Genomic DNA, 17213 nt, shown 5'->3' on the forward strand with positions numbered 1-17213 from the left:
GGCCGGGCACGCTCACGGATTGCGGGGAATCCGACCTCCGCGGTGGGATGTGGCAGGGAAGGCACCCTCGCCGGTCTTGAAACCCCGGGTGGTCGTCCCCACCTCCCAGGTTGTGTCACGGCTTGAGTCAGCGCCATGACCACGCCGCTCCACCCGGACCAGCTTGAAGTCGGCCACCATGTCGGCCCCTGGCGAATCGTCGGGACGCTTGGCGCGGGAGGCTTCGGCCGGGTCTTCAAGGTGGAGCGGGGCGGGAACGTCTACGCACTGAAGCTCGCGTTGCGGCCGGCGAACCAGCACGCCAGCGATGAAGAGGACGTCAACGGACGGCTCTCGCGGGAGGTGGCGGCGCTGCTCGCGTGCGCGCCGCATCCCAACCTGCCGCGCGTGCACGCCGTGGATCGCTGGCCGGAGCCACCGGACGGCTACCTCTTCCACGTCACCGACTTCGTGGACGGCGAGACGTTCCACGAGTGGCGCTGGCGGGTGAAGCCCTCCGCCGCGCACCTGCTGACCGTCTACACGGAGGTCGTGCGGGTGGTGGCGGATCTCCACCGCAGGGGCGTGCATCACCGCGACCTCAAGTCGGACAACCTGCTCATCCGCCGCCTGGACGAGCGCCCCATCATCATCGACCTGGGCACGGCGCGCATCCCGGGGGCCTCCACGTTGACCGTGGGCGTGGCGCCCGCGTCGCCGCACCTGCTGCCGCCGGAGTGCGTGACCTTCCTGCGCGAAGGCTCCTGGAAGGCCGGCGCGAACTTCGACGCGGGCATCCCGGGTGACCTCTACGCGCTGGGCGCGCTGCTCTACGAGTCCCTGACGGACGGCTACGCCTTCGACCCGCGCCTGCCCTACGAACGGTTGCTGCCCGCCATCGAAACGGTGGTGCCGCGAGCACCGAAGGACATCAACCCCAAGGTCCCTTCCAACCTGTCGGACATCGCGATGCGGCTGCTCTCCAAGCGCCCCGAGGATCGCTACTCGGGGACGGAGACGCTGCTGCAGGCGCTCTGGGACGCCGCGAAGGACAAGCGCCACGCGGACTGGAAGGTCTCGCTGGACGTCCCGGCGGATCCGGATGCGTCCGGGCTGGACCGGGGCGTCGTGTCGCTGTCGCAGTTCCCTGGGACTTCCACGGAGCTGGCAGCGCATGCCCGGGAGTCAGCGCCTTCGGAACCGTCCTCACCCGCGGAGGCCGTCGCGCCGAAGCGGCGCCGTCGTTCCGGCGCGGTGCTCGGCCTGGGAGCACTGCTGCTGGGCTTCTTGATCTTCGGGCTGGCGCGACTGACGCCGGACCGTCCTCCACCTGTCGTAGCGCCTGTGTCTGAGAAAGGAAGTTCGTCCGTGACACCAACCCCGAGTCTTCCCGATGCCGCTGTGCTCGCGGTGGCGTCTTCCCCGGATGCGGGCGTCTCCGCTGCGGTGGAGCCGACTCCGCCCGAGTTTTCCGAGGTTGCGACCAACCCAGTGAAGCCCCTGCGAGCGGACGGCGGTGTCATGCGGAAGATCGCTGGCGCGGCCGTGGCGGCCTGCGTGGGCATGTCGTGTGCGGGAGGGAGTGCCAACACCCGCAAGGCAGAAGGCGAACCGTGCCCGGCGGGAGCCAGGGAGGGGATGAAGAAGTTGGGGATCGGCATGCCCCCGACTGACAATATCTACTTCGAGGAGAGCGAGGGCGTGGCGATGCAAATGCGTGAGGGGCCCATTCAGGGCATCCAGCATGCGGTGCCGTACAGTCGCGGTGGGCTCCCGGCGGGATCGATCATGAAGGGCCGCTCGGTGTTCTGGCCAGGGCTCACGAGGCTCATCTTCACGGAGGTCATCCTACCTGACGGGAGGGCCTTCCCGATCTGCATGGAGGCTTTTGACCCGAGAACTTATCAACCGGGCTTTGCGACGAACCAGTTCGGCGACCGGAAGGACACTGCCACCGTCCGGTGGCTCCCGATCTCTACGCTCCCAATCCAGTCCGTCAGGAGGCTCCTCGTCCCTGAAGAGGAGTAGCCTCTTCGACGCAGTGATGCCTACTCACGGAGATGGGTCATCATCGCGCGGGGGGCATAAGAAACGCCTCGTGGTAGAAGGAAGCCTCTGCCGCCCCGGTTCGAGGAGCCCTTCCCACCGTGCCCTCCTGTCTGTTCGTCGCGCTTCCTCTGCTGCTCTGGTCGTCCCTTGTCCTGGCGGCTTCTCCCGTGGCGAAGGATGGGGTTGAGGGGACGCTCCGGATGGAAGTGGGAGCGGAGGACGCCGGGTCGCGTCCCATCCACATCGGGCCTGGGGTGAGCACGACGCTGCTCTTCGATACCGACATCCAACAGGACCAGGTGATCCTGGAGTCGCGAGCGCTGTTCGCGCGGGTGAGCACGGGAAATTCGGTTCTTGTCCTTGTTCCCTCCAATGACTTGCAGCAAGGGGGAACCTTGAAGCTGTCCATTCCCTTCAAGGATGCGAGCGCAGCGTTTCCCTCAAGGCTGTCATTGACCCTGGTGGTGGATTCTGGCGCCGTGGATCGGCAGGTGGAAGTCTACCGGCGTGCACGTTCCGCGGAGTCATACCGCCAGGAAGTGCAGCAACTGCGCGCGGAGCTCGAACGCTTGCGACGGGAGCGCGTTTCCCCGGCGGAGGGCGCGCGCGAAACGCCGGGATTTGGCGCGCTCCTGCCGATGTCGTCGGGGTTTCCTGGCGTGAAAATGCAGCAGTTTGGGAACCCCTTCATCTGCATGCGTTCGTGCTCATTGCTGATAGAGAAGATATCGACGTACACGTCGGGGCCGCGGTGGGCGGTGAAGTTGTTGCTGAAGGCGAGTGACAAGAAGCCGTGGACCATCGGGCGGGCAGTGCTGGTGGACCGGAAGGGCAAGGAGTGGCCTTCCTTGCCGCCGGTCCAATCCGGACCCATTACGGCTGAATCCTCGGCGATCGTGGCGCTGGAGTTCGACGTGAAGAACCCGGAACTGGGAAAATACCGACTGAACGTCGTGGACGTGGATGGCACGCGGACGGCGCAGTGGAGTGACATCGAGTTCCCGTGAGCCCTCTGGACGCCACGCATCGGGCGAGCACACGAGGTGCCCACCCGATGCGACAGGGTTCAATCAGCCACGGTGGTCCCGACTAAGAGCACCACCAGACGGAGCCGGTGCACTCGCAGGTTCCGGGGTCCCCTGCGGAATAGCAGCAGTCCGTGAGCTCTCCCTCCTGGGACGGAGAGCAGGCCCTCTTGTGCATGAGGGAGCAGCGAACCGCGTCGCAGGTCGGAGGCGGAGTCGACGGGCAGGCGTAGAAGACGCCATTGCAGGTCACTCCCTGGTAGTCAGCCGACGAGCAATTCGACGTCGCGGATGGGCAACTCACCGAGCCCGTGGAACACAGCGCGGTACACCCCGCGAGCTCTTGCGAGGACGCTTGCAGCTCCTCCTCGACGTCCGCTGACGAACCTCCGCAAGCCATTGCCAGACTGACGGCGCAGGCCAACATCCAATGCTTCACACGCATCATGGCGGTCCTCACGTTGGGTGAGCTGTGCGAGCGGAGGATGAGCGGGCCGTGTCTATCTTCTGAAATGTGAGCAGGCATTGCAATCGCCACACCCCTGGCACTCGCCGCGGGCAGGTGGAATACGCGGCGGCCATGCGCTGGAACGGGTAGGGTGCGGCTCCACACGATGACCTCCGACCTCACGCCCGAATCCCTGCGCTGCGTCCGCGCCGACGCGCGCGAGCCCGAGGGCTACCGGGCCGCCCTCGGCGACACCCGCGCCTCGCTGCTCCACACGGACCCGCCGTATTGCCTGCTCACCCGGCGCCGCAAGGGCGGGGACCTGCGCGACCCCCGCGCGAACAAGAAGATCGACCGCAACCCCATCGTCCGCTTCGAGTCCGTGCGCGACTACCGCGTCTTCTCCGAGGCCTGGCTCACGCGCGCCACCGCGCACCTCACCCCCGACGCGCCCCTCATCATCTGGACCAACCTGCTGGGCAAGGAGCCCATCCTCACCGCCGCGCATGGCCTGGGCTACACCCACCTGCGCGGCGAGTACGTCTGGGGCAAGCGCACCACCGACAAGAACGCCAACGAGCAGATGCTGCGCGTCTACGAGGTCGCCCTCGTCATCGCCCGCACGCCCGAGCCGCCGCTCGCCCTTGGGGACGCTCCCACCGTGTGGGCCGTCGTCGGCGGCTACGACGATGACGCCGAGGCCGCGCGGTGGGGCGGCCACCCGCACCACAAGCCCTTCTCCGTGCTGGAGCCCCTGGTCCGCACCTGGAGCCGCCCCGGGGACACCGTGTTGGATCCGTTCGCGGGCAGCGGCTCCATGCCCTCCGCGGCCCTGCGCCTGGGCCGCCGCCCCGCCTGCATGGAGGTCGAGCCCGAGTGGGCCGAGCGCGTCACCCACCGCCTGCGCGAAACCGCCCGTCAGCTGGCCAGCGCCCGGTAGAAGCGCGTCTCGCTCCACAGGGGCACGTCCGTGGGACGGTGGCCCCACCAGTTCATCACCAGCGTGCGCCGCTCGCGTGAAGGTCCCGGCAGCTTGCCGTCCGGGACCTGGTTGTCCGCGTCCAGCACCCCGTGCGTCAGCGTCCCGTCGAACACCACCAGCCGGTTGGGCCGCGGCGCCACCAGCGTCAAATCCTCCAGCCGGTCCGGCGCGAGCGACGGGTTGTCGTCACACGGCAACTCCCGCGTCACCGCCAGCGCGCCGCCCCGCACCCGGTTGAGGAACAACACCGACGAGCGCACCGGGTGCACCAGCTTCCCCGTGGCCAACGCCAGCCGCTCGTCCCGGTCCTGGTGGAAGTCCACCCGCACGTCCGTGGCCCGCATCCGGGACAGCCACCACTCCACGCCCGCGATCTTCCAGCCCTTCGTCACCCGGGGCCGCAGCGTGTGGATGACCTCCTCCACCACGTTCTCCGGAGGCCCGAAGGCGTACCAGAACGTCGTCTGGTACGTGTGACGCAGGCGCTCTGCCTTCAGGTCCCCCACACGGCGTGACAGCCGTTGGAAGAGGGGCGGGGGCAGTGCGGGCTCGGTGAGCTGGACGAGGGATTCCACGATGGGGCGGGAGCTTTCCCCTGAACGCGAGGTGGGCGCCACTCCCTTTCACCGGTAGGCTTCGCCCCCTCATGAAGCCCCATCAGAAGATGCTCCTCGGCATTTCCGCCGGCGCGGTGGCCGGGCTCGTCTGCAACGCCGTGTTCGGGAGCGCGGACTGGCTCATCTGGCTCGTCGAGCACGTCACCAACCCGCTGGGGCAGATCTTCATCCGCCTGCTCCTGATGCTCGTCGTCCCGCTCCTGTTCTCCGCGCTCGTCGTGGGCGTGGCGGAGCTGGACCTGAAGCAGGTGGGCCGCCTGGGGGCCCGCACGCTGGGCTACACCGTCGTCTTCTCCGTCATCTCCGTGCTCATCGGCCTGTTGCTCGTCAACACGCTGAGGCCCGGTGACGGCCTGAGCGACGAGGCCCGCGCCCTGGCCCGCACGGGCACGACCATCAAAGCCGCGCCGCCCCCCGGGGACACCTCCATGGGCGCGCTCTTCATGTCCATGGTGCCCACCAACCCGCTGAAGGCCGCGGCGGACGGGGACATGATTGGCCTCATCGTCTTCTCGCTCATCTTCGGCCTGGGCCTGGCGCTCACCCCGGGCGAGCCCGCGCAGCGGCTCAAGGACGTCATCCAGGGCCTCTATGACGTGATGATGAAGCTCATCGACGGGGTGCTCCAGCTGGCGCCCGTGGGCGTGGGCGCGCTCCTGTTCTCCATGACGGCGCGCCTGGGCTTCCACATCCTGGGTCAGCTGGCGTCGTACGTGGGCGTGGTGCTGCTGGCGTTGGGCATCCACATGTTCGTCGTGTACTCGCTGTCCGTGCGCTTCTTGGGCGGCCGCAACCCGGTGGAGTTCTTCCGCTCCTGCCGGCTGGCCATCGTCACCGCGTTCTCCACGTCCTCCTCCAGCGCCACGCTGCCCACCGCCCTCAAGGTGGCGGAGGAGAACCTGAAGCTGCCGCGCAACGTGTCGCGCTTCGTGCTGACCGCCGGCTCCGCGATGAACCAGAACGGCACCGCGCTCTTCGAGGGCGTCACCGTCCTCTTCCTCGCGCAGGTGTATGGCGTTCCGCTGGACCTCACGCAGCAGGCGACCATCATGTTCATCTGCGTGCTGGCGGGCATTGGCACCGCGGGCGTGCCGGCGGGCTCCATCCCCGTCATCGCCATGATTCTGGGCATGTTCCACATCCCCGTGGAGGGCCTGGGCCTCATCCTCGGCGTGGACCGCTTCCTGGACATGTGCCGCACCGTGCTCAACGTCACCGGAGACCTGGCGGCCGCAGTGTACGTGTCGCGCGGCGAGCCCTCCGACCGCCCGGTCGGCGAGGAGGCGGCGCAGTCCCCCACCGCCTGACGTGGCGTCACCCCGTTTCCACCTTTGACCGAAGTCCCCTCCGCCGTCTTTCGAATCCAAGGAGCTTCAGCCGCATGAAAGTCGCCAACGGTCGCGTCGTCGCCCTCGATTACCGCCTCCACATGGGAGACGGGCAGATCATCGACCAGAGCGCCCCGAACCAGCCGCTCGCCTATCTGCACGGGCACAAGCAGATCGTCCCCGGACTGGAGGGCGCGCTGGAAGGCCTGGGAGTGGGGGACAGCAAGCAGGTGGTGGTGACCCCGGAGCAGGGCTACGGCATCCACAAGCCGGAGGGCGTGCGCAACGTCGCTCGCACCATGCTGCCCAGCACCTACCTGCCCCAGGTGGGCGGCACGCTGATGGCCCAGACGGAGGACGGCGACGTCCCCCTGCGCATCATCGCCGTGAACCCGGACCACGTCGTGGTGGACTTGAACCACCCGCTCGCCGGCAAGACGCTCCACTTCGACGTCACCGTGCGCGAAGTGCGTGACGCGACGCAGGAAGAGCTGGCGCACGGCCATGTCCACGGGCCGGGCGGCGCGCACGGGTAGCGGCTTTTCCAACCGGAGGGCACGGAGCGTTTCGTGACCTCGGGGGGCGTGCACTATCTTGCGCCCCCCATGGTTCCTCCCGTCCCGAACCCCAGCCAGCTCCGCGTCCCCGCGCCCGACCCCGGCGCCGTCCCCGAACGGCCCGGCGCCTCCGCGGCCATGGATCCGGAGCTGTACTGGCGGGAGCACGTCTACCAGGGCGGCGCGCGGCAGCTCACCGTGCGCGCCGTCATCGCCGGGATGCTCATTGGCGCGGTGATGTGTCTGTCCAACCTCTACGTCATCCTCAAGACGGGCTGGAGCCTGGGCGTCACCATCACCGCGTGCATCCTGGCCTTCGCGGTGTTCGGCACGCTGCGCTCGCTGAAGCTGCTGCGCAACGAGTTCACCGACCTGGAGAACAACGCCATGGGCTCCGTGGCGTCCGCCGCGGGCTACATGACGGGCGGCGGCAACATGGCGGCGGTGCCCGCGCTGCTGATGCTCACCGGCACGCTGCCGTCGTCCGGCTGGCTGATGGTGTGGTTCGCCGTCATCTCCGCGCTGGGCGTCTTCGCCGCCATCCCCATCAAGCGCCAGCTCATCAACATCGAAGCGCTCCCGTTCCCCACGGGCACGGCCACCGCGGAGACCATCCGCGCGCTGCACGGCCACGGCGAGGTGGCCCGCCGCAAGTCGCGCCTGCTGGGCCTGGCGGGGCTGGTGGGCGCGCTGCTGGTGCTGGTGCGCGACGCGCGCTTCACCTGGCTGAAGAACCTGCCGGAGAAGGTGAGCCTGCCGTTCAGCATCCTCGGACGCGAGGCGGGCAAGTGGTCCCTGTCGTTCGACTTCAGCCTGCTGCTCATCGGCGCGGGCGCGCTGGTGAACTTCCGCACCGGCTGGTCCATGTTGCTGGGCGCCATCCTCAACTACGGCTTCCTCGCGCCGGCCATGGTCGCCCAGGGCGTCATCCCGGAGGTGACGTACAAGGCCATCAACAGCTGGTCGCTGTGGACGGGCTCCGCGGTGCTGGTGTCGTCCGGCCTGCTCTCGTTCGCGTTCCAGTGGAAGAGCGTGGTGCGCTCGTTCTCCGCGCTGGGCGGGCTGGTGGGGATGAAGCCCAAGGAGGGCGCTCGCGAGGATCCGCTGGCGGACATCGAGTGCCCCCCGGCGTGGTTCCCCCTGGGCTTCGGGCTCCTGGGCCCGGTGGCCGTCTTCCTCATGGCCTACCTGTTCCAGATTCCCTGGTGGGCCGGCGTGCTCGCGCTCCCCCTGGCGGTGGTGATGGGCGTCATCGCGTCGCGCGTGACGGGCGAGACGGACACCACGCCCACCAAGGCCCTGGGCCCCGTCACCCAGCTCATCTTCGGCGGCCTGGCGCCGGGCAACATCCCCGCCAACGTGATGAGCGCCAACGCCACGGGCGGCGTGGGGCTGCACTCGGCGGACCTGCTCACGGACCTGAAGTCCGGGTGGCTGTTGGGGGCTTCGCCGCGTCAGCAGTTCTTCGCGCAGCTGTTCGGCGTGGCCGCGGGCGCCATGGTGGTGGTGCCCATCTTCAAGCTGCTGGTGCCCACCGCGGACGTGCTGGGCACGGAGCAGTTCCCCGCGCCCGCGTCCATGGTGTGGGCTGGCGTGTCGAAGATGCTCGCCTCGGGCGTGTCCGCGCTGCACCCCACCGCGCGCGTGGGCGCCCTGTGCGGCGCGCTGCTGGGCATCACGCTGGTGCTGCTGGAGCGCTGGGCCCACCCGAAGGTGAAGGCCTTCCTCCCCAGCGCGTCCGGCCTGGGGCTGGCCATCGTCATCCCCGGCTCCAGCTCCATCAGCCTCTTCGTGGGCGCGGCGCTGGCGGCGTTCCTCCGGCGCACGAAGCCGAAGCTCGCGGAGGACGCGGTGCTGCCCGTCAGCTCCGGCTTCATCGCGGGCGAAAGCCTGTTGGGCATCGCCATCGCGATGGTGAAGGCCTTCGGCTTCATGCCGAAGTAGGGGGCCTGCTCAGTCCACCTTGCTGGTGGCCCAGGACACGCCCGCGACGAAGCGGAAGGTGGGCGTGTCGAACCCCGCGCCCACGCCCGGGCCGCCCATCACATACAGGTCCAGGCTGGACAGGGCATGGCGGCGGATGGCGATGAGCAGCTCCGCCCCCACCCGGCCTCCGTTCAGCGGGATGCCCGTGAGCACGCTCACCTCGCCGCGCGTCAGCTCGCCGTGGAGCGACGTCACCGTGGCGCCCAATCGCAGCTCATTGCCAGCGATGTCTTTCGGGTCGTAGGACACGGGACCCAGGTCCTGGCGCTTGCGCAGGAAGATGCCGGCCTCGCCGCCCACCTGGAAGCCCTCGCCCACGTAGCCCAACTGCAGACGCGGCTGCCACGCGTAGTCCTCGTGCGCCTGCGCCGCGCGGCTGCCCACCGGCAGTCCCGCGGTGAACCCCACCGAGAGGTTGATGGGGGCGCCCTTCGTCTGGCGGAGCACCGCGGCCCGGGCCGTCAGCCACGGCGTGGCGATGCCCCCGGAGTTCGGCCCGTAGTACTCCAACGTGGGCTTTCCCCCCTGCGTCAGGACGAGGGGCAGCTCACCGCCCACCTCCAGCCACGACAGCACGCCGAAGCCCACCGTCAGGTGGGCGGTCATCTTGTTCTCCACCAGGCCCGTGCCCTCGCCGGGCTCCCAGCGCGTCTGGAAGTGCAGGGGCAGCTGCTCGTAGTGGTAGTTCAACGCCACACGCAGTTGCCCTGCCTCCAGCGTCCGTCCCGTCCCCACCACCAGCGAGCCCAGGGCCGCCGGGTCCAGGCGCAACCGTTGCAGGTCAAACATGGGCAGCGGACTCTTGGGACCGCTTTCCAGGGCGTGGGCGGAAAAGGGGACGGACAGAAGGGCAGCGGCGAGGACCGAGGCCGGACGGAACACGTGACGACTCCCGAGGCGGAGGGACGCGGACTCTAGCCAGAGTCCCCTCGCCCGAAAATCATGCACGGGTGCCATCAATTGATGTTTGCCCCGCTCAAATATCGCCGCGTCAGGCAGTTCCAGCCGCCAGGTCCTGCAATTCCTGCCAACGCGTATAGAGCCGATCCACCTCGGCGGTGGTGGCTTCCAGGGCCTGATTCACTTCCGCCACCTTGGAGCCCTGGCTGTAGACGGCGGGGTCGGCCAGCTTCGCCTCCAGCTCCGCCTTGCGCTTCTCCGCGGCCTCGATGGTGGCCTCCATGCCGTCCAGCTCGCGCTGATCCTTGTAGGAGAGCTTCCCGAGCTTCTTCTGGGCGGGCTTCTGGGCGGGCTCCTCGCGGGGTTCGTCCTTCTTCGGCTCGTCCTTCTTCAGCGCGGCGGCCTTGAGCGCGGCGGCCCGCGACTGCTCGCGCAGCCGCTTGTACATGTCGTAGTTGCCCTCGTAGCGGGTGACCTTGCCCTCGCCGTCGAAGGAGAGGATGGCGGTGGCCACCTTGTCGAGGAAGTACCGGTCGTGCGTCACCAGCAGGGTGCTGCCGGCGAAGTCCAGGAGCAGGCGCTCCAGGATGTTGAGGGTGACGATGTCCAGGTCGTTGGTGGGCTCGTCCAGCACCAGCACGTTGGCGCCTTCCAGGAACAGCCGCGCCAGCAGCAGGCGGTTGCGCTCGCCGCCGGACAGCGCGCCCACCTTCATGCGCTGCATGGGCACCGGGAAGAGCAGGTCCTCCAGGTAGTCGCGCAGGGCCACCTTCCGGTCCGCCAGCTCCACGTGGTCCTCGCCGTTGGAGGCCGCGTCGTACACCGTCTGCTCCGGATCCAACTGGGCGCGCTGCTGATCGTAGTAGGCGACCTTGGTGTTCTTCCCGATGACGAGCTTGCCGCTGTCCGCGGGAATCTCCCCCAGCATCACGCGCAGGAAGGTCGTCTTGCCCACGCCGTTGGGCCCCAGGAAGCCCACGCGCTCGCCGCGCTGGAGGCGGAAGTCCACGCCGTCCAGCACCTTGCGCTCGCCGAAGGACTTCTTCAGCCCTTCCGCCTCGATGACGGTGTGGCCCAGCCGCGGCGCCGCCACCACCTTCAAGTCCGCCACCTTGGGGCGCTGGAAGCCCTTCTCCGCCAGCAGCTTCTGCGCCCGTTCGATGCGGGCCTTGCTCTTGGTGCGCCGCGCCTCCGGGCCCTTGCGCAGCCACGCCACCTCCTGGGCAATCCAGCGTCCGCGCTTGTGCTCCGCCGTCTCCGCGTTCTCCTGGGCCACGAGCTTCTGCTCCACGTAGGCCGCGTAGTTGCCGGGGTAGGAGATGAGGCCGCCGCCGGGCTGGATTTCGACGATGCGGTCCACCAGGTCGTCCAGGAAGTAGCGGTCGTGCGTGACGAGCAGCAGCGCCCCGGGCAGCTTGTCCAGCTCGTCCTCCAGCCAGTCCACGGTGTCCGCGTCCAGGTGGTTGGTGGGCTCGTCCAAGAGCAGCAGGTCCGGGCGCGTGAGCAGCGCCCGGGCAATGGCCACGCGCTTCTTCAGGCCTCCGGACAGCTGCGCCACGGGCCGGTCCCAGTCCTTCACGCCCAGGCGGTCCAGCAGCGTCTTCGCGTGGTGCTCCGTGTCCCAGCCGCCCGCCTGTTCAATCCGGTCGCTCAGCGCGGACAGCTGCTCCAGCATCTTCTGGGTGGCGTGCGCGGGGTCCGTCTCCAGCTTCCGGGACAGCTCCGCGTGCGCGTCCAGCGCCTCCTTCAGCGGCGCCTGGGACACGGCCAGCTCGCTCTGCACGGTGGCGCCTTCGGGGAACTCCGGCTCCTGGGGCAGGTAGGTGACGCGTGCGCCCCGGCGCAGCTGCAGCTCGCCCAGGTCCGGCTTCGCCGCGCCGGCCAATATCTTCATCAGGGACGACTTGCCGGAGCCGTTGACGCCCACGAGGCCCACGCGCTCGCCCTCCTCGATGGTGAAGGTGAGGCCCTCGAAGACGGTGCGGCTGCCGAAGGCGAGCTGGACGTTGGCGGCGCGAAGCAGCGTCACGGAAAGGAACCTTTCGAAAAGGGGGACGGTAGAAAGCGAAAGGGCGCCCCCCACTTGAAGCGGGGAGCGCCCTTCCTACAGCCAGTGCGGCGTGGGCACCCGGACTACTTGCGGGCAGCCTGCTCCGCGGCCTGCTTCTCCTTGTACTGCGCCATCAGGGCCTCCGCCTCGTTGCGGGGGACCGGCGAGTACCGGGCGAACTCCATCGTGAACTCGCCCTTGCCCTGGGTCGCGGAGCGCAGGTCGGTGGAGTAGCCGAACATCGTGTTCAGCGGCACTTCCGCCACGGCCGTGACGTAGCCCTCGGCGGTGCCCGTCTCCAGGATGGTGCCGCGGCGCTGGTTCAGCTGGCCGACGACGGAACCCTGGAAGTCTTCCGGAGCCGTGACTTCGACCTTCATGATCGGCTCGAGGATGATCGGCTTGGCGGCGGCGTAGCCCTCGCGGAAGCCCATGATGGCGGCCGTCTTGAACGCCATTTCGGACGAGTCCACCGCGTGGAACGCGCCGTCGTTGATGACCACGCGCAGGCCCACCACGGGGAAGCCGATGAGGCTGCCCTTCTTCACGGCCTCGGTGAAGCCCTTGTCGCACGCGGGGATGAACTCGCGCGGGATGGAGCCACCGACGATGTCGTCCACGAACTCGTACTGCTGCACGGCGTCCGAGGGCAGGGGCTCCACGTAGCCGCACACGCGCGCGAACTGACCGGAACCACCGGTCTGCTTCTTGTGCGTGTACGCGAACTCGCCCTTCTGGGAGATGGTCTCGCGGTACGCCACCTGGGGCTTGCCGGCGACCACTTCGCAGTCGTACTCGCGCTTCATGCGCTCGATGTAGATCTCCAGGTGCAGCTCGCCCATGCCGCTGATGATGGTCTGCGCGGACTCTTCGTCACGGTGCACGCGGAAGGTGGGGTCTTCCTTGTGGAAGCGGTTGAGCGCCTTGGAGAAGTTGGTCAGCTTGTCGCGGTTCTTCGGCGTCACCGCCAGGGAGATCACCGCGTCCGGCACGAACATGGACGTCATCGTGTAGTTCACGGTGCCGTCGGTGAACGTGTCGCCGGAGGCGCACTCGATGCCGAACAGCGCGACGATGTCGCCGGCCGTGGCCTCGCTCACGTCGTGCATTTCCGACGCGTGCATGCGGACGATGCGGGGAACCTTGACCTTCTTCTGGTTCACCTGGTTGAAGATGAAGTCACCCTTGCTCACCTTGCCCTGGTAGATGCGCATGTAGGTGAGCTGGCCGTAGCGGCCGTCTTCCAGCTTGAACGCCAGGCCGACGAAGGGCTTGTTCGCGTCCGACTCCAGGATGACCTTGGCCTCGTTGTTCTTCTGGTCGAGGGCCTCGTTGGTCGCTTCCTTGGGGTTGGGCAGGTAGCTGCACACCGCGTTCAGGAGCAGCTGCACGCCCTTGTTCTTGTACGCGGAGCCGCACATCACCGGCGTCATCTTCAGCGCGATGGTGGCCCGGCGCACGGCGGCGCGGAGCTGCTCCTCGTTGATGGCGCCCGGGTCCATGAGGAACGCCTCGCCCAGCTCGTCGTCGACGTTGGCGATGCCCTCGATCATCTCGTCGCGGCGCAGCTTCGCCTCGTCGAGCATGTCCGCGGGGATGGCCTCCTCGCGCACGTTCTCGCCGTTCTCACCATCGAAGTAGAACGCCTTCATGGAGAGCAGGTCGATGAGGCCCTGGAAGCGGTCCTCCGCGCCGATGGGGTACTGGAGCTTCACCGCGTGGTGGCCCAGCTTCTCCTTCAGCTGCGCGGCGACGCGGTCGTAGTTCGCGCCCGAGCGGTCCATCTTGTTGATGAACGCGATGCGCGGAACCTTGTAGCGCTTCATCTGGCGGTCCACCGTGATGGACTGCGACTGCACGCCCGACACGGAGCAGAGCACCAGGATGGCACCGTCGAGGACGCGGAGCGCGCGCTCCACCTCGATGGTGAAGTCCACGTGTCCCGGGGTGTCGATCAGGTTGATGTTGTATTCGCCCCACATCGCGTACGTGGCGGCGGACTGGATGGTGATGCCCTTCTCACGCTCCAGGTCCATCGAGTCCATGATCGCGCCCACGCCGTCCTTGCCGCGGACCTCGTGGATCTCGTGGATCTTGCCCGTGTAGAACAGGATGCGCTCGGAGAGCGTCGTCTTGCCCGAGTCGATGTGGGCAGAGATACCGATGTTACGAATCTTCTCGATGGGTACGTTGGAGGCCACGATCCGGTCCTTCTTCTATTGAAAAAATTGCCTGAGGGAACAGAGCAGGCGGGGCCCTTACTTCCCACAGGACCCAGTTACCAGACAAATCCGCATGACGCGGGGCGTACATCCGCCTACTTTCCGCCGTCCCCGTTCCGACTGAGGTCTCATAACAATGAGCGCGAGCGAAAACTTCTCACTGGCCAGGGCCTGGCTCAAGGCCTTCAACGCCCACGACGTCACCGCCCTGGTGGCGCTGTACGCGGAGGATGCAACACACACCTCGCCCAAGATTCGCGTCCTGCATCCGGAGACGGGCGGGCGCCTGGTGGGCCGGCCGGCCCTGGAGCAGTGGTGGAGGGACGCCATCGCCCGGCTGCCGGGCCTGCGCTACGAGGAGACGGCCCTCACGGCGGACGGGGACCGGGTGTTCATGGAGTACCTGCGCCACGCGCCCAACGAGGCCCCCCTGCCGGTGGCGGAGGTGCTGGACGTGAAGGGCGGGCGCATCGTCGCGTCGCGCGTCTACCACGGCTAAGGTGCCCCCATGGCGACCCCCAATTTCGAACGGGACTTCGGATACCTGCTGCCCTTCATGGACAAGGTGGCGGCGGCCGCCTCGGACCTGCCGGACGCCTCCGCCCGCGAGGAGCTGGTGCGGCTGGTGGCGGAGGAGAAGGTGCGCTGGGAGCGCATCCGGGAACTGCTCCAGGGCGCCCAGGGGCAGAGCGGCGCGTCCAAGGGGCCCGCCCCCAAGGCCTCTGCCTCGAAGGCCTCATCGCCCGCCGCCGCGCCCCCGCTGGCCCGGGTGTCCGCGGACGGCGTGAACCGGGTAGCCCAGCGCGAGGCGGGCTTCACGGTGGGAAGCCTCAAGGACTCGCGCTAGGCGCGGGCCGCCGAGGCGGATCAGGTGCTGCTCACCCGCACCTGGTCCAACGCGTCGTAGGTGGCGGCCTTGTAGGCCTCCGACAGCGTCGGGTAGTTGAAGCAGGTCTCCACGAAGAGCTGCGCGGTGGAGCCGGTGAGCAGCGCGGTGAGCCCCACGTGCACCAGCTCCGAGGCCTGCTCGCCCAGCACGTGCACGCCCAGGAGCTTCAGGTCGTCGCGGTGGAAGAGCAGCTTCAAGAGGCCCTGCCGCTCCCCGATGATCTGCCCGCGAGGGTTGGTTTCGAAGGTGGCGCGGCCGACCACGTAGGGGACGCTGCGCGCGCGCAGGGACTCCTCCGTGTCGCCGGCCATGGACACCTCCGGGATGGTGTAGATGCCGTAGGGCAGGATGGGCGTGAGCGTGCGCTTGCCCGGGCCGAACGCGTGCTCCACCGCGATGCGCGCCTGCTCCATGGACGTGGAGGCCAGCGCGGGGAAGCCGATGACGTCCCCCACCGCGTAGATGTGCGGCACGGCCGTCTGGTACGCGAGCCCCACTTCAATCTGGCCGCGCTTGCCCTGCTTCACGCCCAGCGCCTCGATGCCCAGGCCCGCGGTGTTCGAGGTGCGGCCGGAGGCGACCAGTACCTGATCCGCCTCCAGCACCTCGCCGGTGGACAGCTTCAGGCGGATGGGCTCCTCGTGGGACTCCGGGACGTGCGCGGACTCCACCGTCTGGCCCAGGCGCAGCCGCACGCCCAGCGTCTCCATGCAGTCGCGCAGCACCTGCCCCACTTCGGCGTCCAGGAAGGACAGGAGCTCGTTCTTCACCTCCACCAGCGTCACCGGGATGCCCAGCGCGGCGAACATGCACGCGTACTCGCAGCCGATGACGCCGCCGCCCACCACCACCAGCGTGCGGGGCAGGGTGGTGATGTCGAGGATTTCATCCGAGTCGTGCACGCGCGGGTCGCCGAAGGGGTACAGCGGCGGGCGGTACGGGCTGGAGCCGGTGGCGATGAGGACGGTGCCGGCGGTGAGCCGGGCGACCTCCGCGCCGTCGCGCTTCACCGCGACGGTGTGCGCGTCCGCGAAGGAGCCGGCGCCCTGGAACAGCGTCACGCCGTGGCGCTGGAGGTTCTTGTGGATGCGCTCGCGCTCCATCTGCTTCACGCGGCGCTCGCGGAAGAGGAAGTCGGAGACGGTGGCCTCGTGGCGCAGCGTCGCGTCCACGCTGTAGAGGCCCCGCGCCTTGAAGCCGGACAGGTGCAGCGCCGTCTCGCGCAGCGTCTTGGAGGGAAGGGTGCCGGTGTTGGCCGCAGTGCCGCCGAGCACCGGCTCCCGCTCCACCACCGCCACCCGCTTCCCCGCGAGCGAGGCCTGCACCGCGCCCCATTCACCCGCGGGGCCTGATCCGATGACCACCAGGTCGAAGTCCGCCATGGGCCGCACCCTAACCCCACCCCGGGGGGCCAGGGCACCGGGAAGTCAGTCCCGGCCAGAGTAATTCAGCTTCTCGCGGACCTCCTCGTCAGTGAGGAGGCGGAAGCCGCCCTCGGGGATATCGTCCAGGGTGATGTCGCCCACGGCCTCCCGGTGAAGCGCGCGGGCAGGCAGCCCCACGGCGCCCAGCATGCGCTTCACCTGGTGGTGGCGGCCTTCGGTGAGAATCACCTCCACCGTGTGCTCGTCGCGCACGCGCACCACGGCGGGGCGAGCGGGGCCGTCATCCAGCATCATCCCCTGGCGCAGCGGCTCCACCTTCGCGTCGTCCGCGGTGCTGAACACCGTGGCCACGTAGCGCTTGGGCAGGTTCGTCTCCGGGGACGTGGCGTGGGCCACCAGCTTGTCGTCGTTGGTGAAGAGCAGCAGGCCCGTGGTGTCCACGTCCAGCCGGCCCACGGCGTGCCAGGTGAAGCGGTTCAGCTCCAGGGGCAGTTGGGGCAGGAGCAGCTCGAACACCGTGCCCGTGCGGTGCTGACGCGCGGTGGAGGTCAGCACCCCCGCGGGCTTGTGGAAGGCCAGCACGTGCGTGGGCGCTCCCTTGCGCACCGGGTGCCCGTCCACCTTGATGACGGCGTCGGGCGGCACGGGCGTCAGCGGCGTGGTCGCCACGCGGCCGTTGACGGTGACACGGCCCGCCTTGATGGCGGCGTCGGCCTCGTCCTGGGGCATGGCGCCCGCGCGGGCGAGCGCGCGGGAGAGCCAGTCCGGCTTCTCCTTGCCCTCCCAGCGGTTGGGG

Annotated in this window: 14 protein-coding genes; 8 read left to right on the top strand and 6 right to left on the bottom strand. The window is 68.7% G+C overall.

The window, feature by feature from the left end; all coding sequences use genetic code 11:
* The first annotated feature begins 135 nt into the window (after positions 1 to 135).
* The 3 genes from D7Y15_RS27195 to D7Y15_RS27205 all read left to right on the top strand — a co-directional run bounded on the left by D7Y15_RS27195 (position 136) and on the right by D7Y15_RS27205 (position 4441).
* On the top strand, positions 136 to 2007 hold the full coding sequence (locus tag D7Y15_RS27195) for a serine/threonine-protein kinase (RefSeq protein ID WP_121754395.1): 1872 nt from the start codon (positions 136 to 138) through the stop codon (positions 2005 to 2007).
* A 119-nt stretch (positions 2008 to 2126) separates the two neighbouring features.
* Positions 2127 to 3035, top strand: a complete 909-nt coding sequence (locus D7Y15_RS27200) for a DUF2381 family protein (RefSeq protein WP_120579676.1) — start codon at positions 2127 to 2129, stop codon at positions 3033 to 3035.
* 632 nt (positions 3036 to 3667) lie between these two features.
* Positions 3668 to 4441, top strand: coding sequence for a DNA methyltransferase (locus D7Y15_RS27205; protein ID WP_120579677.1), 774 nt, complete (start codon positions 3668 to 3670; stop codon positions 4439 to 4441).
* Here D7Y15_RS27205 and D7Y15_RS27210 read toward each other — a convergent pair.
* A complete protein-coding gene (locus D7Y15_RS27210) occupies positions 4420 to 5058 on the bottom strand; it encodes a hypothetical protein (protein WP_121754401.1) in 639 nt (212 codons plus the stop codon). The two genes, D7Y15_RS27205 and D7Y15_RS27210, sit on opposite strands and share 22 nt — an antisense overlap.
* Before the next feature lie 71 nt (positions 5059 to 5129).
* Here D7Y15_RS27210 and D7Y15_RS27215 point away from each other — a divergent pair, with 71 nt between their 5' ends.
* The 3 genes from D7Y15_RS27215 to D7Y15_RS27225 all read left to right on the top strand — a co-directional run bounded on the left by D7Y15_RS27215 (position 5130) and on the right by D7Y15_RS27225 (position 8929).
* On the top strand, positions 5130 to 6407 hold the full coding sequence (locus D7Y15_RS27215; RefSeq protein ID WP_121754396.1) for a dicarboxylate/amino acid:cation symporter: 1278 nt from the start codon (positions 5130 to 5132) through the stop codon (positions 6405 to 6407).
* 74 nt (positions 6408 to 6481) lie between these two features.
* Positions 6482 to 6964, top strand: coding sequence for a peptidylprolyl isomerase (locus D7Y15_RS27220; RefSeq protein ID WP_120580640.1), 483 nt, complete (start codon positions 6482 to 6484; stop codon positions 6962 to 6964).
* Positions 6965 to 7033: 69 nt separating this feature from the next.
* A complete protein-coding gene (locus tag D7Y15_RS27225) occupies positions 7034 to 8929 on the top strand; it encodes an OPT family oligopeptide transporter (RefSeq protein WP_120599073.1) in 1896 nt (631 codons plus the stop codon).
* 9 nt (positions 8930 to 8938) lie between these two features.
* On the opposite strand, the gene D7Y15_RS27230 is transcribed toward D7Y15_RS27225, so the two are convergent.
* The 3 genes from D7Y15_RS27230 to fusA form a co-directional block, all read right to left on the bottom strand.
* Positions 8939 to 9760, bottom strand: coding sequence for a flagellar motor protein MotB (locus D7Y15_RS27230; RefSeq protein WP_233597427.1), 822 nt, complete (start codon positions 9758 to 9760; stop codon positions 8939 to 8941).
* Positions 9761 to 9962: 202 nt separating this feature from the next.
* Positions 9963 to 11900, bottom strand: coding sequence for an ABC-F family ATP-binding cassette domain-containing protein (locus tag D7Y15_RS27235; protein ID WP_120580643.1), 1938 nt, complete (start codon positions 11898 to 11900; stop codon positions 9963 to 9965).
* 104 nt (positions 11901 to 12004) lie between these two features.
* Positions 12005 to 14122, bottom strand: a complete 2118-nt coding sequence (fusA, locus tag D7Y15_RS27240) for an elongation factor G (RefSeq protein WP_120563441.1) — start codon at positions 14120 to 14122, stop codon at positions 12005 to 12007.
* A 157-nt stretch (positions 14123 to 14279) separates the two neighbouring features.
* Here fusA and D7Y15_RS27245 point away from each other — a divergent pair, with 157 nt between their 5' ends.
* Both D7Y15_RS27245 and D7Y15_RS27250 read left to right on the top strand, forming a co-directional pair.
* Entirely contained in the window at positions 14280 to 14642 is a 363-nt protein-coding gene (locus D7Y15_RS27245; protein WP_121754397.1) for a nuclear transport factor 2 family protein, read from the top strand.
* Positions 14643 to 14651: 9 nt separating this feature from the next.
* Entirely contained in the window at positions 14652 to 14990 is a 339-nt protein-coding gene (locus D7Y15_RS27250; RefSeq protein WP_121754398.1) for a hypothetical protein, read from the top strand.
* Positions 14991 to 15010: 20 nt separating this feature from the next.
* Here the strand turns inward: D7Y15_RS27250 and sthA are convergent, their stop codons facing one another.
* Complete coding sequence (gene sthA / locus D7Y15_RS27255) at positions 15011 to 16414, bottom strand: Si-specific NAD(P)(+) transhydrogenase (RefSeq protein WP_121754399.1); 1404 nt, start codon at positions 16412 to 16414, stop codon at positions 15011 to 15013.
* Between the two features lie 45 nt (positions 16415 to 16459).
* A partial coding sequence (locus D7Y15_RS27260; protein WP_139917894.1) for a pseudouridine synthase occupies positions 16460 to 17213 on the bottom strand: 754 nt, incomplete at its 5' end.

The organism is Corallococcus sp. AB030 (assembly GCF_003668965.1).
GTDB lineage: Bacteria > Myxococcota > Myxococcia > Myxococcales > Myxococcaceae > Corallococcus > Corallococcus exiguus.